Here is a 25,038-nt window from a genome sequence, read left to right as displayed (position 1 = left end):
GCCAGTCGTTTGAGATAAAAGGGTCAGGAAGCGTAGTGGCAGGCGACGTCGGAGGCGCCCACCTGCCGGAGCGCCGGGCGCTCCGTCCGGCACAGGTCGGTGGCGAGCGGGCAACGCTGGCTGAACGGGCAGCCGCCGGGTGCCGCCGTCGCTGCCGCAGCAGTCCGGACGCCCAAAGACTCCCGTGCCTGGCGGCGTGCGGCCTGCTCGGCGGGCCGCGGCACCGGGGAGGCCGCCACGAGTTCTTGCGTGAACGGGTGCTTGGGGTTCTCAGTGACGGCGGCGGCCGGCCCGCTTTCCATCACCTGCCCGCGGTACAGGACCACCACGCGTTGGGCCAGGAACTGGACCACAGCGATGTCGTGGGCGATGAACAGATAGCCCAGACCGCGCTCATCACGCAGGTCGGCCAGCAGGTTCAGCACCTGGGCCTGGGTTGAAAGGTCCAGTGCGCTCACGGCTTCATCGCAGACCACCAGCTTGGGGTCACAGATGAGGGCGCGGGCCACAGAGATCCGCTGCCGCTGGCCGCCCGAGAACTGGCTGGGGTAACGGTCAACGGCCTCACGGGGCAGGCCCACGCGCTCCAGCATGTCCTCCGCGCGCTGCCGGGCCTCGGGTGCGGACACCCCGCGAAGCCGGAGCGGTTCAGCCAGCGAGGAACCCACCGTGTTCCGTGGGTTCAGCGAGGAATTGGGGTCCTGGAAGACGGCCCGCAGCTCGCCGCCCAAAGCCCGGCGCTGGGCGGCACCGGCCGCGGTGATGTCCTTGCCCTGGTAGGCGATGGACCCGCCGGAGACCTTCTGCAGCCCCAGGATCGCTTTGCCGATGGTGGACTTGCCCGAGCCGGACTCCCCCACGAGCCCCACGGTTTCGCCGGGCGCGATGTGGAAGCTGACACCGTCGACGGCGGCGGGAGCGGCGGCTGCCTTGCGGCCGCGTCCGTAGCGGACCACCAGGTCCTTGACCCCCAGCAGTGACTGGGCAGGGGTGGGCAGGGGGGCTTCGGGGCGGGCCCGGGTTGCGGTGCTCATGCGTGATCCTTTTCAACAGTCCGGGTTTCAGACAGGCTCAAAACGTGCCGGCCCGGGACCTCCGTGGCCACCCAGTCCAGGCCTTCAACGGCCAGTTCATCCGCCTTGACGCAGCGGACCAGCCCGTCACCGGTTCCGGAGGCCAGCAGCGGGACGGGGACCCGGCAGGCGGAGCCGGCGAACTGGCAGCGTGCAGCAAACCGGCACGAGCTTGGCCAGTCCTTGGGCTGGGGAACCTGGCCGGTGATGGTGGCCAGCCGCTCGGGCATGTCCGTGGCGTCGGTGGCGTGCGGGTCCGCGGCCAGCAGGGCCAGGGTGTAGGGGTGGCGCGGGTTGTCCAGGATGCTGTCCGTCCGGCCGTTTTCCACCACCTGGCCCGCGTACATGACAGCCACCTGGTCGCAGAGGTCGGCCACCACGCCGAGGTCGTGGGTGACCATGACTACCGACATTCCGGTGTCTTTCACCAGGCTGCGCAGTAGCGAAAGGATCTCGGCCTGTACGGTGACATCCAACGCGGTGGTGGGTTCATCGGCAACGAGCAGCCGGGGACGTCCCGAAAGGGCCAGGGCGATGGCCACACGCTGGGCCATGCCGCCGCTGATCTGGTGCGGGTAGGTCTTCAAAATGCGCGCGGCATCCACGATCCCCACCTTCTCCAGCAGGCTAAGGGCTTCGGTTTTTGCTTCGGCCTTGCCGGTCCTGCCGAGCCGCCGGATGGCGGCGGTGAGCTGGTAGCCCACGGTGAACATGGGATCCAGGGCGCGCATGGGTTCCTGCGAGATGAGGGCGATTCCGCGGCCGCGGATGCCCTCCATGTCCTTGTCAGTGGCCGCAGCCAGGTTCCTGCCGTTCCAGAGGATCTGGCCTCCCGTCACGGACACGCCGGAAGGCAACAGGCCCAGGAGGGAGAGCGCGGTCATGGTTTTGCCGCAACCGGATTCGCCCACCAGTCCCAGGACAGTGCCGGGCTCGACGTCGAATGAGACGTCCGTGACCAGCCGGACTCCGTTGTCCACCCCAACAGAGAGGTTGCGGACACTGAGCGTGTCCTTCGCAGCCGCCGTCTCAAGAGCCGGAGTAGCTGCCGCGATTGCGGCAACGGATTTCGTCCGCTGGCGCCGGGCGGCGGCGGAAGGAAGATGGGAGGCGGTGGCGTTGGGCGCCTTGCCGAGGGCGTTGCCGATGGCATTGGCGGCCAGCACTGTCAGGGCCAGCACGGCGCCGGTGGGAACCATCAGCCAGGGAGCATCGTAGACGTGCTGTGAGGCGCCCTGGATCATGCCGCCCCAGCTCGGTTCAGGGATGGGCGGCCCGAAGCCGATGAACGCGAGGCCGGCCTGGATGAGCATGCCGACGGCGAAGATCAGTGCGGCCTGGACCACGATGGTGTTGGTCAGGCCCGGCAGCACGTGGCGGAGGCTGATGCCCGCCAAGCCCATACCGTCCACCTTGGCTGCGTCCACGTATAGCTGGGACTGCAGGGACTTAGCCTGGCCCAGCATCACGCGGTAGATGCCCGCCGAAATGAGCACGCCGAGGATTCCCATGACCAGCGGGATGTTGGTTCCCACGGCGCCAATGACGGCCAGGATGATCACCGTGCCGGGCAGCGACATCATGATTTCGGTGACGCGGCTGATCACGTTCTCCACGCGTTCACCCGCGGCTGCTGCCAGCATCGCCAGGAGGGTTCCGAGTCCGACGGCGACAATCACCGTGATCATGGACGTCCCCAACGTGCCGGCCGCGGAAGCGAAGATGCGGCTCAGGAGGTCCCTGCCCAGTTCGTCCGTGCCGAGCCAGTGGGCGGGCGTGGGTCCGGACAGGACCGCGGTGAAGTCCTGGTCCTCGGTCTTGAAGGGCAGCCATAGCGGCGCGGTCAGGGAGGCGGCCACCAGTGCGGCCAGCCAGATGACCCCGGCGATGCTCGCGGGTGAGCCGAAGAGCTTGCTGCCTGCGAATTTATTCGCCGCGCTTTGGCGCAGGGCTGGCGGAGGGACGGCAGCCGCCGTCGTCGTTTCTGTCTGGTCCGCGTACGCGGGGGCGGGGGCAACGTTGGGGATCATGAGGCACGCAACTTCGGGTCGAGGAACTTGGTGGCGAGTTCCAGCACCAGGTTCACGGCGACCACCACCACCGTGGCGATCACCACCACGCCCTGCACGGACGGGGCGTCATGGGTGCTGACGGAGTTCTGGACGGCCTGGCCGAGGCCAGGCATGGCGAACAGCTGCTCGGCGATGACGGAACCGCCGAAAAGCTGGATGAACTGCAGCGCGATGGCTGCCACGATCGGCAGGCTGGCGTAGCGCAGGGCGTGGATGTAGAGGATCTTCCAGGTGGGGGTGGCGGTGGCACGGAGGGTGCGGATGTGTTCCTGCTGGAGCGCCTCGAGCATGGAGGCCCTGGTCTGCCGGGCAATAAACGCCCCGCCACCCACCGCCAGGGTGATCACCGGCAAGGCCAGGGACAATGCCCAGTCCTGCGGGGAGTCCTCGAAGGGAACATAACCGGTGGCTGGAAAGACGGAGGACTGGACAGCCAGGAGGTACACAAAGATGATGCCGATCCAGAAGGCCGGGAGTGCCACCGCCATGCCGCAGACGCCGCTGATGATGCGGTCAACCATGCCGCCCCGGACGGCCGCGGTGACGCCCAGCGCGATGCCGAGGATTCCGCTGAGCAGGGTGGCGCCGGCAGCAAGGGACGCTGTGACGGGAAGCCTGCTGGCCAGGTCCGCGCTGACGGAACGTCCATCAATGAGCGAAATGCCGAAGTCACCCTGGACTGCGGCGCCGAGCCAACTGAAGAACTGGACAATGAGAGGATCGGACCAGCCGAGCCGCCGGTTGACCTCGTCGATCGCCTCCTGCGTGGCGCCGGCGCCGAGGGAAACGGCTCCCGGGCTGCCGGGCATTGCGTGCACCAGCATGAATGCCAGCACCGCAACCACCAGCACGGTGGCCAGCGCCATCAGCAGGCGCTTGGAGATGAATAGTGCCATGGTGACCTCCATCGGTCAGGACTTTCCGGGCGCCCGTCCCGGCAGGGATGGCCGCCCGGAAAGTTCGGGAATTAGCTGGCTGGCTTGTAGGACGAGAGCAGCGGGTAGGCGTTGGTGCCTGCAAACGTCACCGGGGCGATCTTCTTCGTGTTGTAGCCCTGGTTGGTGAGCGCCTCATACAGCGGGATCATCCAGCCGGATTCCACCAGCCGGGTGTTCAGCTTCGTGGCCGCGGCCTTGACAGCGGAATCATCCTTGGCGGCTGCCAACTCGCCGGTTGCTGCGGTCAGCTTCTCATCGGTGGCCTTCTGCACGTTGGTGAAGCCGTTCAGGATGGCTCCGTACATCACGCCCACGGGGTTGTCCCAGTTCAGCGGCGCGTAGCCCAGGGGTGTGGTGGCGACGGCTGCGAAGGCCTCGTCAGTGGAGGAGGCCATCTTCACGTTCATGGTGATCCCGACGGCGGCCAGGTCCTTCTGGGCTGCCTGCAGGTCCGTCTGGGTCTGGGCGCTGGCGATGATGGTGAAGTCAAACCCGTTCGCGTAGCCGGCCTCGGCCAGCAGGCTCTTGGCCTTGTCCGGGTTGTAGGCAAACTGCGTGTCCAGGTCCTTGGTGAAGCCTGCCGAGTCCTTGGGCAGGGCGTTCCAGGCGGGGATGTCACCCTTGTGCAGCGCGTCCACCAGGGCCTGGCGGTTGATGGCGTACTGGATGGCCTGCCGGACCTTCTCCTGGGCGAATGCGGGGGCGGTCTTGCCGATCTTGTCGAAGGAAATCATGGTGTTGACGGTGCCGCCGATCTGGGTCACGCCCACGCCCTTGGACTTGGCGAAGTCAACGGTGTTTGAGGTCAGCATGGCCACGTCGGCCTGGCCGGACACCAGGGCGTTGGCCCGGGCCTGCGGGTCCTGGACCACACTGAAGTTGACCTTGTCGAAAGCGTACTTCGTGGCTTCCGGACTCTTGCTGTTCTTCACCAGGACGTATTTGTTGCCCTTAACCGTGGCGGGATCGAGGGTGTAGGGGCCGGATCCGTCAGGAGTGGCGGCGAGGCTTGCGGTGTCCGTGACGCCATTTTTGCCGACAATCATGCCGGTGGTCGACGCCAGGTTCTTCTCGAAGCCGGGCTGCGGCTTGGCGAAAGTCACAGCCACCTGGGTGGGGCTGACAACGTTCACGGAAGTGATTTCCTGGGCGCCGCCCTTGGCCACGGCTGAGTAGGCGCTCAACGCCGGATCGGACCGGCGGTCCAGGTTCGCCTTGACCAGGTCGGCGTCGAGCTTGGACCCGTCGGTGAAGGTCACTCCGTCCTTGAGTGTCAGTGTCAGGACAGTGTTGTCGGCGTTGTAGCTGAACTCCTTGGCCAACCCGGGAGCTGCCGAGCCGTCCGGCTGCAGCGTCATCAGGCTCTCGTAGAGGCCCTCGAAGAACTGCCGCTGGGCGGCCGAAACGCGCAGCGGGTCAAAGCCGAACGATGCGGCGTCGCTGTCGACGGCGAGGGTCAGGGACCTGGTGTCCGCTTTGGCGGTGGCCTGGCTGGAGCCGCCGCCGCAGGCGGTGAGCGATCCCAGCAGGAGCGCTCCGGCCAGAACGGCGGAGCTCGCACGGGCGGTGGAGTTCAGTTTCATGTGGTGCGCCTTTGCATTCTGAGGTGACAACGGGAGGAAAAGTGTTTGGGGCTGGCACACGGGCCGGCTCCCATCCAGCATCAGCCGGAGACGTTCGGCGCTTACATGAGAATGTCATTGATTGAAAAGGTATTGTGGCCCCGGTCACGCGACAGGAAAGGATTGAAGCCAGGGCAGAGAAGCCCGTGCGCTGTTCGTCGGCGCTGAACCGAAAGGAACTACATGACCACCGCATCACCATTCCCCCAGGACTTCCTCTGGGGCGTTGCCAGCGCCGGGCACCAGGTGGAGGGGAACAACGTCAACAGCGACACCTGGTTCCTGGAGCACCTGCCGGGTAGCATGTTTTCCGAGCCTTCCGGGGACGCGGTGGACCACTACCACCGCTATCGCGAGGACATTGCCCTGATCGCGGGCCTCGGGTTCACCAGCTACCGCTTCTCCATCGAGTGGGCCCGCGTTGAGCCTGAGGAGGGCCTGTTCTCGAACGCCGAACTGGACCACTACCGCCGCATGCTCGAAGCGTGCCACGAGAACGGCCTCACCCCCGTGGTCACGTTCCACCACTTCACATCGCCGCGCTGGCTCCTCGCCGTCGGCGGCTGGGAGGGCCCCCGCACGGCAGAACTGTTTGCGCGGTACTGCGACCGGGTGATGGCGCACCTGGGCGACCTCATCGGCGTCGCCTGCACCTTGAATGAACCCAACCTGCCGTGGCTGCTGGAATCCTTCGGCATTGGCGGCGAGACCCCGGAGAACCGTGGTTCCGTGCCGGTGTGGGCCGCAGCCGCGGAACGCCTTGGCGTGGACGCGAGCACGGTGGCTCCGTTCCAGTTCTGCTCCACCGAGGCCGGGTTCGCCGTGAAGGTGGCCGCACACCGCGCCGCCACCGCCGCGATCAAAGGCCGGCGGCCGGAACTTCCGGTGGGCTGGACGCTCGCAAACTCGGACATCCAGTCCATCGATGGCGGCGAGGAACTTGCTAACCAGGTTCGCCGCGACGTCAACGAACGCTTCCTGGCGGCGTCCCGCGGTGACGACTTTGTGGGCATCCAGACCTACGGCCGCACCGTCTACGGCCCGAACGGGCATGCGCCGGCTCCGGAGGGTGTGCCCACCAACCAGATGGGTGAGGAGATCTACCCGCAGGCCCTCGAGGCAACCATCCGGGAAGCCCACCGCATTGCCGGCGTTCCGGTGATGGTGACCGAAAACGGGTTGGCCACCGAAGACGACACCCAGCGGGTGGACTACCTGCGCGCTGCGGTGGACTGCGTCGCCTCATGCCTGGCGGACGGCATCGACGTCCGCGGCTACATCGCCTGGACCGCCCTCGACAACTACGAATGGGTGTTCGGTTACGGCCCGAAGTTTGGCCTGATCGCCGTGGACCGGGAAACCCAGGAACGGACACCGAAGGAAAGCGCACACTGGCTGGGCCGCCTGGCACAGGCGCACAACCCCTTGGCCAGCTACGAGACCCAGTCGGCGTCGTTGTAGGGGCGGTCGCGGAAGTGGGCCCTGAGGTACTCGCCCACAACGGCCGCGCCCAGATCTCCCGCGTCGGGCGCAACCACCCGGCCGTCCACGCGGCGGGCCATCCGCTGGACGAACCGTTCGAGCCCGGGGTCGTCACCCAGCCGGAAGAACGTGGCTTGGGTGCCGGCCCGGCCAAGGCGGTCGAGTTCGGCAATGGTGACGCGGATAGTCTCGGGGGCGGGCGGGTAGTCAAACCACGAGTCTCCGTCCGGCAGCAAGTGCGCGGTGGGCTCGCCGTCGGTCACCACCAGGAGGACATGCTGCATTGACGGGTGCCGGCGGAAGAAGCGATTGGCCAGCAGCAGGCCATGGTGGAGGTTCGTTCCCTGCTCGCGCCGCGACGCCAGCGCAGTGAGCTCGCCGATGTCCATGTTTTGTGCGTAGCGGCCGAAGGTGATCAGCTGCAGCCTGTCCCCCCGGAAGCGGCTGGAGACCAGATGGTGCAGTGCCAGCGCGGTCCGTTTCATCGGCACCCACCGTCCCTCGGCCGCCATCGAGAACGACACATCCACCAGCAGGACGACGGCGGCCTGGGTGCGTGCCTCTGTTTCCGCCACCTCGATATCCTCTGCGCTGAGCCGCAACCCGCCGCCCGGATCCCCGCCGTCGGCCGTGGTCCGGCGGATGGCGTTGGTGATGGTGCGGGTGACGTCCCAGGGCTCCGCGTCCCCGAACTCCCACGGACGGCTTGACCCGGTCTGCTCGCCGGCGGCCCCGGCCACCCGCGTATCCCGGCGGCCCTGCCGTCCTGCAAGCTGCTTGGCGGTGTCCCGCAGCAGCGACCTGCCGAGCCGCCGCATCGCCTGTGGGGACAACCTCAGGTCGCCGTCGGCCCCGCGGCGCAAATAGCCGCCATCCTGCATGGCCCGCTCGATGTCGGCGAGGGTGCGTGCTGTCACGGCGGCATCCTGCCCGAGCTGCCGGGCGAGGGCGTCCAGGTCCAGATCGTCCAATTGTGATCCGTTGTAGGACTGGGAGAGCTGTTCAGACAGCTCGTCGAGTTCGGCGAGGTCCTGGAGCACGCCCGTGCCATCACCGAGTCCGAGGCCTTCCTGTCCCTCGAACCGTTCGGAACCGGTCCAGTCCTCGCCGGGGCGCAATGCCTGCAGGTTGGCGTCCAGTTGGCCCAGCTGCGCCATCAGCTCGGACGAACCGAAGGCCTGGGCGGAAAGCCGCATCAGCTCCTCCCGCTGCTCCGGGGACATGGATTGCATGAGCCGCTGGGCGGCGGCCGCACGCTGGGCGAGGGCGTCGATCAGTTCCTCGACCGACTGCGGGTTCTCCGGGAAGAACTGGCCGTGCTTGGCCATGAACTCCTGGAAGTCCGCATCGGTGTCCTCGCCGCGGCGGTGTTTGTCCAGCAGCCCGTTCAGGTCCTGCAGCATCTCGGCCACGGCAGCGCGGTCCTCCTCGGTGGCGCCCTCGAGTGCCTGCTTCATGCCGGCGAAGCGCTGGTCCAGGACCTCACGGCCCAGCAGATCCTTGATCTTTTCGTAGGCCTCCCGGGCGGTGCTGGACTGCCAGTCGTAGGAGGCCAGCTCATTGACGGCCGCGGCTGTGGACTGGGGCAGGTTTTGCAGCTGCATTTCGCGGAAGTCACGGTCCGTGTTGTCCATCATGGCGTCGCGGGCCAGTTGCTTACGCTCCTCCAGGACGGCAGTGTCCAGCAGCTTCTTGACCTCATTCAGCGTGCCGTCCAGCCGGTGACGGCTGAGCAGTTCACTGCGGCGCTGTTGAACCCGCCAGGCAAGGTCATCGAGTCCCTCCCGGTTCCGGCCGCCGCGGCGAAGGTACTCCTGCAGGGCATGCCGGGGCGAATACCCCGCCATGACATCCTCGGCAACGGCGTCAAGGGCCTCGGCCAGGTCCACGGGCGGGGCAAGGGGATCCGGCCCTCCCGCGTATCGGCCGTACTTGGAGGAGTGGTGGTGAAGGCTCATGGTTCGCCTCTCTCCGGGTTGCTAGCCGTAGACGGTTTCCTCGTCGTCGGACTCCTTGGAGATCCGCCGGGCGAGGTAGAGGCCTTCCAGGGCAAGTTCGATGGCCGCGGCGCGCTGACCGTCGTTTTGTGCGCCCAGCCTGCTGCTGATCTCGTCGTACAGGCCTGATCCGTTGAGCGAAGGGAGGTTCTCCAGGAATTCGCGGGCGGTGACCTGGTCTCCGGTGGTCACCGTCCGGTGCCCGTCAAGGGCGGCCACTAGCGGGCCCAGGTCCAGGCCCTGGTAGTGCGCCCGCACCGCTTCGGCGGTGGCCGTGCGCAGCAGGTGGTCAAGCACTGCCTGTTCGCGGCCCTCCTCCCCTGACTCAAATTCGATCTTGCCGGTCAGGACCTCAACCGCCGTTTCCAGGTCGATGATCCGCGCAACTGCCTGATCCTCGCCACGCACACTGGCCCGGCGCAGGGCCGCGGCGGCAACCGTTTCAGCACCCGCGATGGCGAACCGCGCCGAAACCCCCGAGGTCTGGTTGACGGCCGGCGAGAGCCTGAGGGCGCGGGTGTATCGGGCGAGTATCTCGAGGATGACAGGCGGGACGTCGGCCACGAGCTGGCCTTCCTGCCTGATCACGGAGACCTCGTCCTCCAGCTCTATGGGGTAGTGGGTGCGGATCTCGGCGCCGAAGCGGTCCTTGAGCGGCGTGATGATCCGGCCGCGGTTGGTGTAATCCTCCGGGTTCGCGGAGGCGACCACCAGCACGTCAAGGGGCAGCCGCAGCACGTAGCCGCGGATCTGGATGTCGCGTTCCTCCATCACGTTCAACATCGATACCTGGATCCGCTCCGCGAGGTCCGGCAGTTCGTTGATGGCGACGATGCCGCGGTTGGAGCGCGGAATGAGGCCGTAGTGGATGGTTTCCGGGTCCCCGAGCCGGCGGCCCTCGGCCACACGCATCGGATCGACGTCGCCGATGAGGTCCGCAACGGAAGTGTCCGGCGTCGCGAGCTTCTCAACGTAACGCTCCGAGCGGTGGCGCCACGCCACCCGCAGCCGGTCCCCTTCGGTGAGGACCTGCGCACGGGACTGCTCGGTGATTGGCTCGTACGGGTGTTCGTTGAGTTCGGATCCCTCGATCACCGGCGACCACTCGTCCAGCAGGCCTGCCAGGGTGCGGAGGAGCCGCGTCTTGCCCTGCCCACGTTCGCCGAGCAGGACGACGTCGTGCCCGGCTATCAGGGCGCGCTCCAACTGGGGCAGGACAGTCCGGCCGAACCCGTAGATTCCCGGCCAGGGGTCCCGGCCTGCGGCGAGCGCGGCCAGCAGGTTGTCGCGGATTTCGTGGCGCAGGTCCTTGCGGACATGGCCGGCGGCACGCAATTCACCAACGGTGAAGATATCGGGGCGATCACTCACTCCTCTACGGTAGACCCCGAACCAGCGGGAACCGAGGAATTTTCCACAATTCCTGCCGGCGCCGGCGGTGAACGATACTCTGGATCCTGATGATTGCAGCCACTCCCCCGGAACAATTTGCGGCGGCGACGGAACCGCAAAGCACCCTTCTGCTCCTGGTGCGGCACGGTGAAACGCCCACCACCGGCATGGTGCTGCCGGGCCGCGCCCCTGGCCTGCACCTCTCCGACCGGGGCCGTGACCAGGCTGAACGCGTGGCGGAACGCCTCGCCGGCCTGCCCATTGACGGCCTCTATTCCTCTCCCATGGAGCGGGCCGGCGAGACGGCCGCGCCGACGGCCGCCCTCAGTGGGTTGGATGTGCATGAACACACCGGCTTGATCGAGTGCGACTTCGGCGACTGGACCGGCGCCGCGCTGGCCGAACTGGTGGGCCTGCCGGAGTGGCAGACCGTCCAGCACAGCCCCTCGGCGTTCCGCTTCCCGAACGGTGAGAGCTTTGTGCAGATGCAGGCACGCATGGTGGGAACGCTCGAGGCGCTGTGCACCGCCCACCCGGGGGGCGTCGTCGTGTGTTTTTCCCACGCCGACCCCATCAAGGTTGCCGTCGCCCACGCCCTGGGCACGCGCCTGGACCTGTTCCAGCGGATTGTCATCAGCCCCGGCTCCGTGTCGGCCATCTCCTTTGTGGAGGGCCGGGCGCCGGCGGTGATGATGGTGAATTCCACGGCCGACCCGCTGAGTGGACTGAGGGCCCCACGAGTTCGGGACAGACGGTGAAAAGGTGCGGCTGGTGCCGGGCCGGGAGCTGACCCTGCTCGGCGAGGGCCGGGTGGAGCTGCTCGGACGGATCCTCCGCAGCAGCAACGAGACGTTCCTCGTCCGGATCTCCTGCGGGGCAGACTCGGCACAAGCGGTCTACAAGCCTGAAGCCGGCGAACGCCCGCTCTCTGATTTCGAGCCAGGGCTGTTCCGCCGGGAACGGGCGGCGTACCTGCTCAGTGAGTACCTGGACTGGGTTTTGGTGCCGCCGACGGTGATCCGCGAGGACGCCCCGTTGGGCATCGGGTCGCTGCAGTGGTTCATCGATTGCGACTTCCGTGAGCACTACTTCACCCTGTACGCCGATGCCCCCGAGACCCACAGTTCCCTGTCCCGGATCGCCCTGTTCGACTACGTCACCAACAACACGGACCGGAAGAGCGGGCACGTGCTGCGCGGCGACGACGGGCGCATCTGGGGCATCGATCACGGGCTGTGCTTCTCCGCGCCCTTCAAGCTGCGGACCGTTATCTGGGACTTCGCAGGAGAACCAATCCCCGGCGCACTGCTCGAGGACATCATCCCGCTCGCCGAGGCCGTGCCTCCTGCCGTGGCCGAACTCCTCGACGGCGCCGAGGTTGCAGCACTGCAGCGCAGGGTGCGGCGGGTACTGCACGACGGCGTGCTGCCGGTGGACCATACCGGCATGCGGTACCCGTGGCCGCTGGTGTGAGGTATTGCGGTTTTGAAGATCTGCGGACTCCCCAAATGATAAGGTTGCTTATTATTGTGGATGTGTTGAACGAAGGGTAGGAATGCGTGGCGCCGGAAACCAGGCAAGCCCCTGAGGGTGGCGTAAAAGGCGAAGTGCAACACGACCGCTTCGTCGGTGGGAATGACCTTACGCGCTGGGACACCCGGCTCGGCCAGTTCCTGGCCTTCGTCGTCGGCCGCGTCAGCCGTATTCTCGGCCCGCACGCCGCGCTGATCCTGACCTTGGCCGTTGGTGCAGCACTGGCCGTGACACTCACCGCGGTATTTGCGCAGGTCTACGAATCCGTGGTCGAAGCCGATGGTGTTGCCGGTCTGGACCATCCTGTCCTTGACACCGCCAAGACACTGCGCTCCCCCGCGCTGAACATCATGACCACCGCTTACACGGATGTTGGCGGAACCATCGGCATGCCGCTCCTCGCGCTGGCAGTCATGGCGACGCTGGCTATTCGACGCCGGTCGTGGACCCCGGTCATCCTCATAGTCATTGCCGGCGCCGGGTCATTGCTCATGACCATCGCGGGCAAGTCGCTCGTCGGCAGGACCCGGCCCCCGCTGGTCGACGCAGTTCCGCCTTACGAGTACTCGGCATCCTTTCCTAGCGGTCATTCATTGAACTCTGTTGTCATCGCCGGGATTGTTGCCTACCTGATCATCCTCCGGCTGAAGTCGCCCCGTGGCAGGATCGTTGTGGTGACCCTGGCAGGGCTCTTTGCCTTTAGCATCGGTTTGAGCCGGGTATATCTGGGCCACCACTGGCTCACGGACGTGCTGGCCGCGTGGGCACTCGGGGCGGCCTGGCTAGCGTTGGTGATCACAGCGCATCGACTCTACCTCACCACCCGCACCCACCGCGTGGGTACGGATGCAAGCAAACTCGCGCCCGAATAGGCCCTCCGCACTTCGCCGAAACCCGCCGTTCCATCGGCGTGGGTAGGTGCGGAGTGCCTTTTGTGCAACCCTGATTCCATGGATCTGGAGGTATCGCCCGCGCTCACCATTCCCGCCACGGAACTGGGCTGGCGGTTCTCACGCTCGTCGGGCCCGGGCGGCCAGCACGTCAACACCACAGACAGCCGGGCGGAGCTCTCATGGAACGTCGGTGACTCGGTGGTGCTGTCAGAAAGCCAGCGGCTGACGCTCCTGGCACGCCTCGAACCACGTCTGATCGGCGGGGTCATTACCGTGACTGCTTCTGAGCAGCGTTCCCAGCTGCGCAACCGTGATATCGCGCTGGCCAAGCTGGCCGACCTTGTGCGGGTGGCCCTTGCGCCGGAAGGTCCCCGCCGCCGACCGACCAAACCTACCCGGGGTTCTAAACATCGGCACCTCGCCGCCAAACAACAGCGGTCGGCCACAAAACAGCAACGACGGCGGCCGAGCGCCGAGTAGCGCGGGTTCACACTGCATCGGCCGGACCGGGCCAGACCTGTTCCGCAAGGGCGAGGACCAGGCCGAGTGCCGGGTTGTCCGAGGCCTGCCGCCAAGCCATCCGCAGGTAGACCGGCAAGGTCTTGTCACGCACGCGCAGGAAGTGCACATGGGGGTCTGTCACGTTCTCGGCCACACTGGAAACGGTCAGGGAGCATCCCACTTCCGCCCCCACCGGTGCCATGGCGGTCCAGGAGTCCGGGGCCCTTTGGACAATGTCCGGATCGAAACCGGCACCCAGGCTGAGCCTGCGCAGCCGGTCGCCCAGGACCGAGCCCTCGTGCGGGGGCAATGCCACAAAAGGCTCGCCGGCAAGTTCCGCCAGACGCACGTCCTCCTGCGAGGCCAGCCGGTGGGACGCCGGCACGGCCATCACCAGGTGTTCCTCGACGATGACGCGGGACTTCACACCTGCCGGCACAAAATTCCACCGGCCAAGGCTGATATCCACCTCACCACGCAGCACCCGGGCCAGGGCCGGCAGCGCGAAGTCCTGGCTGTTCAGCCGGAACTAAATGCCGGGATGAACCCGCCGGACTTCCCGGGCGAGGACGCCCACCAGTACGTGGGTTGAGGCACCGGCATAGGCGAGCTTGACTGTTCCCGCTTCCCCGCGGTCAGCCGCGAGAACGCCGGCCTTGGCACGGTCCGCCGCGGCAAGGATCTCCCGGGCCGGCGTCATGAGGGCCGCTCCCGCAGCCGTCAGCTGGACGCTGCGCGTGCTGCGGATAAACAGGTCAGCACCGAGGTCGCGCTCCAACTGCCGCACAGTACGGCTCACCGGCGGCTGGGCCAGATGCAGCCGCTCCGCCGCACGGCCGAAATGCAGCTCCTCCGCCACGGCCAGAAACACCCTCAATTGCTGAATCTCCATACGGGCATACTTTCACAAATTGCAATAATCCGAAGCTTAATAGGTATTGGACGCGGTGTAATTGCTGGTGGGATGTGAAAAGAAATCCTATTAAGCGGACCGGATCCCGAAAGCTCTTGGAGTTGTTCGGCGGCGCCGCTCCCACACCGGCCGTCGTACATTCTCCGCCGAATACATCCACACCCGGAGCTGGCAACGGTCTTCGCGGCGCTATGCGCCTAGCTCGCAGACATGAGGTCAACCCGCATTACCGCCGCCAGTTCCCATCTCCGCCGGACGGCCTATAGACCAAGTAGTCCGCCGTTTTAGATCCATTGGAGCGAGTAGGGACCGCCGTGAAGCAAGTGTGTCCCCGCAGAAAATCGGGTATGAGCCACTCCTGTGCGGCCCCCAGTCGATTGCCTAGCCTCCACCTATGGGGCAGTACCAGCCGTCGGTAGAAACGGGTCTCGATATGCTTGACGAAGTACGTTCAATGGATTCCGACGGTGCCCGGGCTATAAAGCCTGTCGCCCGGCGCATCGGCGGGCGCGCGCATGCCGCCGTCCTTTCGGCATTGCTCGCATTTGCTGGGTTGACCGTTAGCGGCGCTGCCGTTGCTGATGTGGGGACAATCGCAATCGACTCGTTGCGGACAGGGTGGGACAATAACGAGACCGCACTGTCGCCGTCGGCCGTTGCCTCCTCGAACTTCGGAAAGTTGTTCTCCGCTGCCGTGGACGGGCAGGTCTACGCCCAGCCGCTTGTGATTGGCGCGACGGTAATTGCGGCGACCGAAAAAAACAACGTTTACGGGCTTGACGGCGCCACGGGGGTGAAAAAGTGGAGCAGTAGCCTCGGTCCCTCCTGGCCGGCGGCGACGGTGAGCTGTGGTGACCTCGCACCCGACGTCGGCATCACGTCAACTCCAGTTTTCGACGCCGCGACAAACAGCGTTTTCCTGACCACGAAGACCAACGACGGTGCCACTCCCCAGCTCCCGCATTGGTACATGCACTCCCTCGACGTCACCAATGGGGCAGAGCGGGCAGGCTTTCCCGTCCTCATCGGCGGGGCCCCGACCAACGACCCGACCCGTCCGTTCAACGCAATGACGGCGATGCAGCGGCCCGGCCTGCTGCTGCTGAACGGAGTCGTGTACGCCGGTTTCGCAAGCCACTGTGACTATGCTCCATTCGTGGGCTACGTCATCGGGGTTTCAACCAACGGACGGCAGACGACCATGTGGGCGACCGAATCGGGCAACAGCAACGCAGAGGGCGGCATCTGGCAGTCCGGCGGAGGGCTGGTGTCCGATGGTCCGGGCCAGATCCTGTTTACTACGGGTAACGGCATATCGCCGAAGCCCGGCCCAGGTAAGACGCCGCCGAAGACGCTGGCAGAGTCGGTGGTCCGGCTCCAAGTCGGAACCGACGGGAACCTTACCCCCACTGATTTCTTCAGCCCCACGGACAACCTCAAACTGGACCAGAACGACGCCGACCTGGGTTCCGGTGCGCCGATCGGGATTCCGGACGGCTACGGCACGGCGCAGTACCCGCACCTGCTGGTACAGGTCGGCAAGGACGGACGCGTCTACTTGCTCGACCGGGACAATCTGGGGGGCATGGGGCAGGGAGCCGGCGGCACCGATGAGGTCCTCGACGAAGCCGGTCCGTACAGCGGAGTATGGGGGCGACCCGCGTTCCTTGGAACCACCAGCGGGGGGTACATCTACACTGCTGAGAACAGGGGTTACCTGCGCGCCCACCAGCTCGTGCCAAGCACTTCGGGCGGAATGAAGCTCGCCTCGGTGGGAACATCCGCCGGCACCTTTGGGTTCGGCTCCGGTGCGCCGGCCGTGACCTCCAACGGCAGGGACGGCGCGTCCGCCCTCGTCTGGGTGGTCTACACCAGCGGAGGCACCGGGGCCGCCGCGGAACTGAGGGCGTACCGTGCTATCCCGGACGCGGCCGGGCAGCTCAAGCAAGTATTTACCGCGCCCCTTGGCATAGCCGCCAAATTCACGACGCCAGCGACTGACGGCGGTCGGGTGTACGTGGGGACCCGTGACGGGCAGGTGCTTGCCTTCGGCGCCCCGACAACGTCGGCGGTGGGGGCAACAAACACCGACCTCGGCACAGCGGCGGTGGGCGCCACCGGTAAAGGCACCGTGACCCTCACGGCGTCCCGGGCGGTGACAATCAGCACCGTTACAGCTTCTGCCCCCTTCGGGGTTGAAGCACTTGCGTTGCCCCAGACCCTGGCCACGGGAGGCAGCATGACCGTCCCGGTCACCTTCGCACCCACGTTGGCCGGCCAGGCTGACGGTACGCTCACCCTCAACACCTCTGATGGCGAATCAGACCTCATTGGCGTCCACGCCGTGGGCACCAAGGACGGCTTGGGCGCGTCACCCAGCACAGTCCAATTCACCGATGTGCCCACCGGTGCCGCCAGCAGACAGACCGTCAACATCATCAACACCGGCAACGCGGTGGTCACAATCACTGGCGTGACATTGCCAGCCAATTCTGCCCTCACAGTCGACCCGACTACGGTGCCGATCACGGGCCAGACCGTCCAGCCGCTCGCCTCACTTCCCGTGTCTTTGACGTTCACTCCGACGACGGCGGCGGGGGTTACCGACAAACTGGTGGTCGCCGGTGACCTGGGCTCAGTGTCGGTGACGGTCAATGCGACTGCCGTTTCGGGTACCTCACGCCTGGAAATCCCGGCCTCCCTGGACTTCGGCGACGTGCCGGTGGGGATGTCAACCACCCGGGACTTCACGATAAAGAACACCGGCAACATACCGATGACCCTCACAAAGGCCAAGGCCCCGCAGGGGGTTTTCTCAACCGTCACGCCGATCTCCGAGGGACTGAGGATTCCCCCGGGTGAATCGGCTTACCAGAGTGTGACTTTCAAACCAACAGTCCTTGGACAGGCAGGGACTTTGGACACGTTCTACCTGGTCACGGCCGATGACGGCCAGGGCGAGCTGAAAGTCATGCTCACCGGGAATGGTACTGACGATCCCATAGCGGCCAAGGCAAGCAGCATTGGTGCCGGCGACCCCAGATCTTCTCTGGGGAGGTCTCTTACTCTGGAGTACTCAGTTTCAGTTGGAAAGTGCCAGGACTACGAAAAGGGGATCATTTGCTGGTCTGCAGTAACGGGCGCCCATGAGGTGCACGCCGGGATATACACGATCTTCAGGGCTGCGGGTGGTGCCGAAGGCGTCCTCGGGTTCCCGACCACCGACGAGGCTGGCACTCCGGACAAGGTGGGAGCCTACAACCACTTCTCCGGTTCCGGCGGGGCCTCCATCTACTGGTCCGCCGCCACGGGGGCACACAAGATCTATGGCGGAATCCGGGCCAAGTGGGCCTCAATGGGCTGGGAGAGGAGCAGGCTGGGCTATCCCACCACCGACGAGGAGGACGGCCTCCGGAACGGCGGGGCTTCCCAAAACTTCCAGTTCGGTGCGATGACGTCGTCTCCGGCCACCGGCACACACCCGACCCTCGGTGCCATTCGTCAGGTTTGGGCGGCCCAGGGATTCGAAGCAGGGAAGCTTGGCTATCCAACCACTGACGAGGTGTCAGGCATCCGGGACGGCGGGGCGTACCAAAACTACCAGGGCGGGGGGATCAACTGGTCTCCGACCACCGGAGCACACGCGACCGTCGGGGCTATTCGCTTGAACTGGGCGGCGCAGGGCTACGAGTCAGGGAAGCTTGGCTATCCAACCACTGACGAGGTGTCAGGCATCCGGGACGGGGGGGCGTACCAAAACTACCAGGCCGGGGGGATCAACTGGTCTCCGACCACCGGAGCACACGCGACCGTCGGGGCTATTCGCTTGAACTGGGCGGCGCAGGGCTACGAGTCAGGGAAGCTTGGCTACCCGACCACTGACGAGGTGGGCGGCATGCGAAACGGCGGGGCGTACCAAAACTACCAGGGCGGGGGGATCAACTGGTCCCCGACCACCGGAGCACACCGGACTTTGGGGGCGATCCGCCAGGCTTGGGCGGCGCAGGGCTACGAGTCAGGGAAACTGGGCTACCCGACCTCCGAGGAGTACTCCATCGATGGAGGTAGCGTCCGGCAGGACTATCAGGGCGGCCGGATTACTTGGTCCCCTCTCACCGGCACACAAATCAACTGATCTGTAATTCTTCGACGTCGGGGTCAGGGGAAGCAGTCCCCTGACCCGGCTTCATGCTCAGCGGCAACGTGCCCACCCGCATGGGCAATGAGCACCCCAGCATCTACCCCTACGAGCCGCTCCCCACCGCTGACGGCGACATCGTCCTGGCCATCGGCAACGACCGCCAGTTCCGTACCCTGTGCGGTGTTCTGGGCGCGCCGCGCCTCGCCACGGACCCAAGGTTCGGCACGCCGCCGGATCGCAGCCACAACCGTAAGGCCCTGCGTCCGCTTCTGGTGGAACTGATGGCCACGAAGCCAGCTTCAGAGTGGTTCGACATCTTCACGGACGCACGGTTGCCGTGCGCCCCGATCAACGATGTCCGTGGCGGAATCGAGTTCGCTTCGGCGAACACCGGGGTTTCGTCCAGGTGGCTGCGCACGTAGTAGGTGATGACGACGACGACGGCACTGAGCCAGAATGGCACCCGCCAGCCCCAGCTGTAGAGGTGCTCGGCGGGCAGGAGTGCCACCGGGAGGAAGACGATGGTGGCCAGCGAGCAGCCCACGGCATAGCCGACCATCACGAAGCTGGTGAAGAAGCCGCGCTTCCCGACGGGGGAATGCTCAACCGTCAACGTCGAGGCGCCGGCAGATTCGGTACCCGCGGAGAAGCCCTGGACGACGCGGAGGACGACCAGCAGTGCCGGGGCCAGCAGCCCCACCTGGTCGAATGTCGGGAGGCAGCCGATGGCGAACGAGGCGATGCCCATCATGACCACCGTTGCGAGCATGACGCGCTTGCGGCCGAGGCGGTCACCGAAGTGCCCCATCACCATCGCGCCGACCGGCCGGGCAACGTAGCCCACTGCAAAGGTGGCGAAGGATGCGATCAGGGCGACCGTGGGGTCACCCGAAGGAAAGAAGAGGACATTGAATACGAGGGCCGCTGCGGCGCCGTAGACGAAAAAGTCGTAGTACTCGAGCGCGCTGCCGAGCAGTGCAGCGGTGGCCGCCCTGCGGGGGGTCATCGCCGGCGGCGATGTTGTGGTGCTGGGCATGTGTTTCTCCTTTGAAACCGACGTAGTCAGAGTGTGATGTAGGCCACTGCCTCTGTATTCAGGATGAGGGGTGCGGCGCAGGCCATAGTGTTCCGATGTGAAACAGTCCCTGCACCGGGCGGCGGACCTGCCGACGCTCCGATCTTGAGCGAACCTTTCGCAAAGCTAGGCTGATCGCTGATTCTCTTGCTGCAGGATCGAGGCAGCCTCCACACGTTCCACTGAATGGGAGTCCGCCGACTGAGAGTAGGGTGAAATGCCATGACACAGGATGGCCGTCCGTCAGGAGTCTCTGACGAAAACGGGTCAGACCCGGCGATGCCTGCCATGGCCGCCTTGGTCATCCGCACGTGGAACGAGCCGGATCAGGCCGTGCCATTTCGCGCCAGGCTTACCTACAGCGAAGCTCCGGACGATGACCCGAGCACTATTTCCACTGCTGACCCTGATGAGGTCCTGAGGCTGGTCCGTCAGTGGCTCAACGCCCGATCGGCTCCGCGGCGCGATCCCTGAATACGCGTCGTGTTCGAACCTGTTCAGGCACCCTGCACAGGGGCGTACATGACCAGGTGCAGTTCGGGCGCGTCGGAGGGAACCAACCGGTGCTGCTCGTAGACCAACCTGCCGGCGTCGGGATGCAGAAACACCCGTTGCCGGGAAGCAAAGCGCTCCACTCCGCGGTCCGCCCACAGCTGGGCAAACTCGGGGCTGGCCGCGGTCAGGCGGGAAATCAGCGCCGTGTGTGCCGCGGAGCCCAGCCGAGCTCCGGCCTCGGCGCGGAACTCAGCAACGAAATGCCGGGACGTCTCTTCCCAGTCCGGGAGCATGTCGCGCAGGTGCGGGTCCGTGAAAATAAGCCAGAGCAAGTTTCTGTCCGCCGGGCCAACGGCGGCGATCCGCGAATACAGGCCTGCATACGCACGGTTCCAGCCGGCGATTCCCCAGTCCGGAGCCACGGCGAATGCCGGGAAATCCAAGGAGTCCAGCAGCCGCTGCACATGTGCAGGCGCTTCCTCGATCGGGGCGATGTCCGCGACAGGTACAGGCGCGTAGCCGCCCAAAGCCAAAAGGTACGCGTTCTCCGCTGCTGTTAGTTGCAGTACCCGCGCGATTGCCTCAAGGACCTGCCGCGAGGCGTTGATCTCCCGGCCCTGTTCGAGCCAAGTGTACCAGGTGACGCTGACGGCGGCGAAGGATGCAACTTCCTCACGGCGCAGCCCCTGGGTGCGGCTGCGTCCGATCGGCGGCAGCCCCAGCTCGGCCCGTACCAGGTTTCCGCGCCGGTCCCGCAGGAACTGCCCCAGCTCACGTCGTCGTTCATCACTCACCCCAAGAATCTAGCACTGCCACTACTAGTACCAGCACCGTCTTCCACCGCCCCTCCCGCACTGGTTGACTGCTTTCATGCCTCCTCTACGCTCACGAACAGTCACCCACGGCCGCAACATGGTGGGCGCCCGCGCCTTGCTCCGGGCCGCCGGCGTCAACGGATCCGACTTCGGCAAGCCGATCATCGCCGTCGCAAACAGCTTTACCGAATTCGTCCCCGGCCACACGCACCTGCAGCCGGTGGGCCGCATCGTCTCGGACGCCATCATTGAGGCCGGTGGCATCCCGCGCGAGTTCAACACCATCGCCGTCGACGACGGCATCGCCATGGGCCACGGCGGCATGCTCTACTCACTGCCCTCGCGCGACCTGATCGCCGACTCGGTGGAGTACATGGTCAACGCCCATTGCGCCGACGCCCTGATCTGCATCTCGAACTGTGACAAGATCACGCCGGGCATGCTGATGGCCGCGCTGCGCCTGAACATCCCGACGGTCTTCGTCAGCGGCGGCCCCATGGAAGGGGGCACCGCCGTCCTGGTGGACGGCACCGTCCGCAAGCGCCTGAACCTGATCTCCGCCATCGCCGATGCCGTCAACGACGCCGTCTCCGACGAGGACCTGCTGCGCATCGAGGAAACGTCCTGCCCCACCTGCGGTTCCTGCTCGGGCATGTTCACCGCCAACTCCATGAACTGCCTCACTGAAGCCCTGGGCCTCTCGCTGCCGGGCAACGGCACCACCCTGGCCACGCACACGGCCCGCAAGGAACTGTACCGGGACGCCGGCAAGGCCATCGTGGACATCACCAACGCGTACTACGACGGCGACGACGAGACCGTGCTGCCGCGGGCCATTGCCAGCCGCGCCGCGTTTGAGAACGCCATGACCATGGACATCGCCATGGGCGGGTCGTCCAACACCATCCTCCACTTGCTCGCCGCAGCACAGGAGGCTGAACTCGACTTCACGCTCGGGGACATCGACGCGATCTCGCGCCGCACGCCCTGCCTGACCAAAGTTGCCCCCAACGGCGACTACCTGGTCGAGGACGTCCACCGAGCCGGCGGCATCCCGGCCATCCTGGGCGAGCTGGACCGCGGCGGAATGCTCAACCACGATGTGCGCTCCGTCCACGGCCCGGACCTGCGCTCCTGGCTGGACGACTGGGACATCCGCGGCGGCAAAGCAACCGACAGCGCCGTCGAACTGTTCCACGCGGCGCCCGGCTGCGTCCGGTCCGCGACGGCCTTCTCCCAGTCCGAGCGCTGGGACACGCTGGATACCGATAACGCGAACGGCTGCGTCCGCTCGATCGAAAACGCGCACACCGTGGAGGGTGGACTGGCGGTCCTCCGGGGAAACATCTCGGTGGACGGCTGTGTGGTGAAGACCGCCGGCGTGGACGAATCCATCTTCAAGTTCTCCGGCCCGGCCGTCGTGTTCGAATCGCAGGACGACGCCGTCGAAGCCATCCTCAGCAAACGGATCGTCGCAGGCGACGTCGTCGTCATCCGATACGAAGGCCCGCGCGGCGGACCGGGCATGCAGGAAATGCTGTATCCGACGTCGTTCCTCAAGGGACTGGGACTCGGCGCAAAGTGCGCGCTGATCACCGATGGCCGCTTCTCCGGCGGAACGTCAGGACTGTCCATCGGCCACATCTCCCCCGAGGCGGCCGCAGGAGGAGCCATTGCGCTCGTCGAGGACGGCGACACGATTTCCATCGACATTCCCTCACGCTCCATCACCGTTGAAGTGCCCGACGCCGAACTTGACCGCCGTCGTGAATTGCTGGAAGCGAGCACCGGGTACCGGCCCCGCAACCGTGAGCGCGCTGTGTCACCGGCGCTGCGGGCCTACGCGGCCTTCGCGCTCTCGGCGGACAAGGGGGCGGTGCGCCACGTGCCCCTCGAGCCGCTGCCGGTCGCCGCGGGATAAGGCACCGGGGAAGGGGCGGACTACCCGACGGTGTCCGCCGCCGCCTCCGGTTCCCCTGCGTCTACCCCGGCGTAGGACGCCGAGACCCGGCGGTACACCGGGGTCAGGAAGGCCAGCAGGGCGGCGGCGACCATGATGATCCCGGCCACGAGGAACACCAGCGCGATGCCGCGGGAAGTGCCCTCACCCAGCAGCGGGGCCAGCCGGGCGGCGCCCTCGGCCGACCGGGCATACGGGATGATCCAGAACTGGGCGATCGGCGCGATGAGGAATGCTGTGATGGGCGCTGCTGCGGATTCAAAGGCCATGGCGAACCCGAACACCCGGCCCTGCCGGGGCAGCGGCACCACCCGCTGGATGACCGTCTGCTCCGCAGCCTCCACAAATGGAACCAGGACCAGGTAGAGCCAGATGCCCGCGATGTACAGCCAGGCGCACTCCCGCAATGTGAACACCGCGCCGAGGACCCCCATCAGGATCACCGCAATGAGCATGCTGCGCAACGGGTTGGACCCGAGCCCGAACTTGCCGATCAGCGCACCGCCCACGATGAATCCGGTGGCGCCAACCGCGAAGTAGGTCCCCCACAGCTCCACGGGGAACATCTCCAGGCCGTAGGGGTCCATCAGCGCCATGTAGACGCCGCCGATGAAGTTGTTGAAGGTGGAGAACAGGATCAGTGCGAAGAGTCCCGCGATTGCGAGTACGGCCGCGAGGGAGCCTCGCAGGTCAAAGCTGCCCTGTGCATCTGTGGCAGCCGCGCGCACTTCCTCGGGCATGCGGAGGGTGAGGAGGTGCGCGAAGGCCAGCGCCGTGAGCACCAGGGCGACCACGATGGTCCAGCCCATGCCCAGCAGGCCCACCGACAATCCGGAGAGCACCGAGGTGACGATGAACATCAGTCCCTGCACCATGCCCACCAGCCCGTTGGCGTTGGCCCGCCGGTCCGGCTCAATAAGAATGGTGACGGTCGTGGAGAGGGCGATGTTGCGCATGTTTTCGACCACGGCACCGACCAGGATGATCAGCGTGAAGATCCAGAACCACGGCCGGGCCAGGTCCAGCAGTGAGTCGGCCGATGTCAGCAGGAACATAACCCCTGACAGCAGGAACATCGCCAGGGTGAAGCCCGCGGCAAAGCGCATGACGGCCAACTTGCGGTAGCGGTCCACGAAGGTCCCGAAGCTGATGCTGGAGAGCGCGATCAACAGCATGTAAACACCACCCACCACCCCGGTGGCGATCACGTTGCGCGTTCCCAGGTACACCCAGAACGTCAGGGCGAACCACAGGTAGCTGGTGGTGATGTTGGCCAGGGCAGTGTTCACCAGGATCCCGCCGAACGTGCGGGAACGCTGCGCCGGACTGCGCAAGGACGTGTCGACGGCCTCGGGAACGGCAGCGGCCTCGGGAAAAGCCGGTTCCTGCTCGGTCATGCCGCCCAGTTTACTGACTACTCAGTGGTGTGGTCACGGTCCGGCTGCGAGGAAATTCCGGCGAGCAGCTGGCCCAGAACGAGGTCGTAGTGCTCCGCACTGCCGTATCGGCTCATTGGCCCGGCCACCGAGGCGGTGAGCGGGAACGCCTGAGCCACGTCCGGACCCCTGAGGCCCTCGGCCAGCGACTCCCCTGCGCCGCCGCTCCGCGCCACCACGAATGACGCCCAGCCATAATTCAGTCCGACGATCCCGCTGAACGTTGCCACGGCTGTGTCTCCCGTAATCCCTCCCCTGGCCAGGATCTGCAGCGCCCACTCCCCGATGGGCAGGGCGTTGGGTCCGGGCGCCGGGTGGGCGAAGAGCGCCGTTACCGCCCATTGGTGGCGGCGGAGCATGTCGCGGTGGTTCCGAGCGAACGCCGCCAGGTCCTGGATCCAGTCGGCGCTTTCCGACGGCGGCTCCATCCGTCCCAGCACCCGGTCCAGCAAGGCGTCCACCAGGTCCTCCTTGGTGCTGAAGTAGCGATACAACGCCATCGGTGACGACTCCAGCTCGGCGGCCACTGCCCGGATTGTCAGTGTCTCGATCCCGGCAGAGGCCACACGCTCGGCAACGTCCAGGATTTCATCAACGGTAAGCGAGTTGCGGGGCCGCCGGCTGCGGGGGGCGGAGACTGCTCCAGGCACGGGTTCAACTTTCTCTTGGGACCTCTTGCGTACAGCGTACACTAAGCGTA

General features: G+C 66.1%; 20 protein-coding genes and 1 pseudogene. 9 read left to right on the top strand and 12 right to left on the bottom strand.

Features of this window, described 5'->3' with window-relative positions:
- Positions 1-23 precede the first annotated feature (23 nt).
- The 4 genes from AB4Y73_RS07610 to AB4Y73_RS07595 are packed head-to-tail and all read right to left on the bottom strand — an operon-like array spanning position 24 to position 5,666.
- Entirely contained in the window at positions 24-1,034 is a 1,011-nt protein-coding gene (locus AB4Y73_RS07610; protein ID WP_441870504.1) for an oligopeptide/dipeptide ABC transporter ATP-binding protein, read from the bottom strand.
- Positions 1,031-3,103 (bottom strand): dipeptide/oligopeptide/nickel ABC transporter permease/ATP-binding protein, encoded by a 2,073-nt coding sequence (locus tag AB4Y73_RS07605; RefSeq protein WP_441870502.1) that lies wholly within the window; start codon positions 3,101-3,103, stop codon positions 1,031-1,033. The genes AB4Y73_RS07610 and AB4Y73_RS07605 overlap by 4 nt, the downstream gene beginning before the upstream one ends.
- Positions 3,100-4,053, bottom strand: a complete 954-nt coding sequence (locus AB4Y73_RS07600) for an ABC transporter permease (protein ID WP_441870500.1) — start codon at positions 4,051-4,053, stop codon at positions 3,100-3,102. The genes AB4Y73_RS07605 and AB4Y73_RS07600 overlap by 4 nt, the downstream gene beginning before the upstream one ends.
- A gap of 59 nt (positions 4,054-4,112) precedes the next feature.
- A complete protein-coding gene (locus AB4Y73_RS07595) occupies positions 4,113-5,666 on the bottom strand; it encodes an ABC transporter substrate-binding protein (protein ID WP_441870498.1) in 1,554 nt (517 codons plus the stop codon).
- A 222-nt stretch (positions 5,667-5,888) separates the two neighbouring features.
- On the opposite strand from AB4Y73_RS07595, the gene AB4Y73_RS07590 reads away from it, so the two are divergent.
- Entirely contained in the window at positions 5,889-7,166 is a 1,278-nt protein-coding gene (locus AB4Y73_RS07590; RefSeq protein WP_441870496.1) for a glycoside hydrolase family 1 protein, read from the top strand.
- Here AB4Y73_RS07590 and AB4Y73_RS07585 read toward each other — a convergent pair.
- Both AB4Y73_RS07585 and AB4Y73_RS07580 read right to left on the bottom strand, forming a co-directional pair.
- On the bottom strand, positions 7,139-9,145 hold the full coding sequence (locus tag AB4Y73_RS07585; RefSeq protein WP_441870494.1) for a vWA domain-containing protein: 2,007 nt from the start codon (positions 9,143-9,145) through the stop codon (positions 7,139-7,141). The two genes, AB4Y73_RS07590 and AB4Y73_RS07585, sit on opposite strands and share 28 nt — an antisense overlap.
- Positions 9,146-9,166: 21 nt before the next feature.
- Positions 9,167-10,555: a sigma 54-interacting transcriptional regulator gene (locus tag AB4Y73_RS07580; RefSeq protein WP_441870492.1), complete on the bottom strand. Its 1,389-nt coding sequence runs from the start codon at positions 10,553-10,555 to the stop codon at positions 9,167-9,169.
- Positions 10,556-10,644: 89 nt separating this feature from the next.
- Here AB4Y73_RS07580 and AB4Y73_RS07575 point away from each other — a divergent pair, with 89 nt between their 5' ends.
- The 4 genes from AB4Y73_RS07575 (at position 10,645) to arfB (ending at position 13,482) form a co-directional block, all read left to right on the top strand.
- Positions 10,645-11,334, top strand: coding sequence for an MSMEG_4193 family putative phosphomutase (locus AB4Y73_RS07575; RefSeq protein WP_441870490.1), 690 nt, complete (start codon positions 10,645-10,647; stop codon positions 11,332-11,334).
- Positions 11,335-11,347: 13 nt separating this feature from the next.
- Complete coding sequence (locus AB4Y73_RS07570; RefSeq protein ID WP_441870488.1) at positions 11,348-12,049, top strand: SCO1664 family protein; 702 nt, start codon at positions 11,348-11,350, stop codon at positions 12,047-12,049.
- Positions 12,050-12,183: 134 nt separating this feature from the next.
- Positions 12,184-12,981, top strand: coding sequence for a phosphatase PAP2 family protein (locus AB4Y73_RS07565; protein ID WP_441870486.1), 798 nt, complete (start codon positions 12,184-12,186; stop codon positions 12,979-12,981).
- Between the two features lie 78 nt (positions 12,982-13,059).
- Positions 13,060-13,482, top strand: coding sequence for an alternative ribosome rescue aminoacyl-tRNA hydrolase ArfB (gene arfB / locus AB4Y73_RS07560; RefSeq protein WP_441870484.1), 423 nt, complete (start codon positions 13,060-13,062; stop codon positions 13,480-13,482).
- A 7-nt stretch (positions 13,483-13,489) separates the two neighbouring features.
- On the opposite strand, the gene AB4Y73_RS07555 is transcribed toward arfB, so the two are convergent.
- The gene (locus AB4Y73_RS07555; RefSeq protein ID WP_441870482.1) at positions 13,490-13,987 is read right to left on the bottom strand and encodes a LysR family substrate-binding domain-containing protein; all 498 of its coding nucleotides are present in this window, start codon (positions 13,985-13,987) and stop codon (positions 13,490-13,492) included.
- A gap of 45 nt (positions 13,988-14,032) precedes the next feature.
- Positions 14,033-14,395: a LysR family transcriptional regulator gene (locus AB4Y73_RS07550; protein WP_441870480.1), complete on the bottom strand. Its 363-nt coding sequence runs from the start codon at positions 14,393-14,395 to the stop codon at positions 14,033-14,035.
- A 415-nt stretch (positions 14,396-14,810) separates the two neighbouring features.
- On the opposite strand from AB4Y73_RS07550, the gene AB4Y73_RS07545 reads away from it, so the two are divergent.
- Both AB4Y73_RS07545 and AB4Y73_RS07540 read left to right on the top strand, forming a co-directional pair.
- Complete coding sequence (locus AB4Y73_RS07545; RefSeq protein ID WP_441870478.1) at positions 14,811-18,551, top strand: choice-of-anchor D domain-containing protein; 3,741 nt, start codon at positions 14,811-14,813, stop codon at positions 18,549-18,551.
- Positions 18,552-18,604: 53 nt separating this feature from the next.
- On the top strand, positions 18,605-18,979 hold the full coding sequence (locus AB4Y73_RS07540; RefSeq protein ID WP_441870859.1) for a CoA transferase: 375 nt from the start codon (positions 18,605-18,607) through the stop codon (positions 18,977-18,979).
- Here AB4Y73_RS07540 and AB4Y73_RS07535 read toward each other — a convergent pair.
- Positions 18,955-19,563 (bottom strand): annotated as a pseudogene (locus AB4Y73_RS07535) (MFS transporter); the annotation flags it as partial. The gene AB4Y73_RS07540 and the pseudogene AB4Y73_RS07535 overlap by 25 nt on opposite strands.
- Positions 19,564-19,854: 291 nt before the next feature.
- On the opposite strand from AB4Y73_RS07535, the gene AB4Y73_RS07530 reads away from it, so the two are divergent.
- Positions 19,855-20,106 (top strand): hypothetical protein, encoded by a 252-nt coding sequence (locus AB4Y73_RS07530; protein ID WP_441870476.1) that lies wholly within the window; start codon positions 19,855-19,857, stop codon positions 20,104-20,106.
- A 23-nt stretch (positions 20,107-20,129) separates the two neighbouring features.
- On the opposite strand, the gene AB4Y73_RS07525 is transcribed toward AB4Y73_RS07530, so the two are convergent.
- Positions 20,130-20,921, bottom strand: coding sequence for a helix-turn-helix transcriptional regulator (locus AB4Y73_RS07525; protein WP_441870474.1), 792 nt, complete (start codon positions 20,919-20,921; stop codon positions 20,130-20,132).
- A 76-nt stretch (positions 20,922-20,997) separates the two neighbouring features.
- On the opposite strand from AB4Y73_RS07525, the gene ilvD reads away from it, so the two are divergent.
- Positions 20,998-22,863: a dihydroxy-acid dehydratase gene (ilvD, locus tag AB4Y73_RS07520; RefSeq protein ID WP_441870472.1), complete on the top strand. Its 1,866-nt coding sequence runs from the start codon at positions 20,998-21,000 to the stop codon at positions 22,861-22,863.
- Positions 22,864-22,883: 20 nt separating this feature from the next.
- Here the strand turns inward: ilvD and AB4Y73_RS07515 are convergent, their stop codons facing one another.
- A complete protein-coding gene (locus AB4Y73_RS07515; protein ID WP_441870470.1) occupies positions 22,884-24,299 on the bottom strand; it encodes an MFS transporter in 1,416 nt (471 codons plus the stop codon).
- A gap of 17 nt (positions 24,300-24,316) precedes the next feature.
- Positions 24,317-24,988 (bottom strand): TetR/AcrR family transcriptional regulator, encoded by a 672-nt coding sequence (locus AB4Y73_RS07510; protein ID WP_441870468.1) that lies wholly within the window; start codon positions 24,986-24,988, stop codon positions 24,317-24,319.
- Positions 24,989-25,038: the final 50 nt, after the last annotated feature.

The organism is Pseudarthrobacter sp. TAF60_1 (assembly GCF_052113505.1).
Lineage (GTDB): Bacteria > Actinomycetota > Actinomycetes > Actinomycetales > Micrococcaceae > Arthrobacter.
Note: the sequence above shows the minus strand (reverse complement) of the source record. Positions and strands in the feature narration are given on the sequence as shown.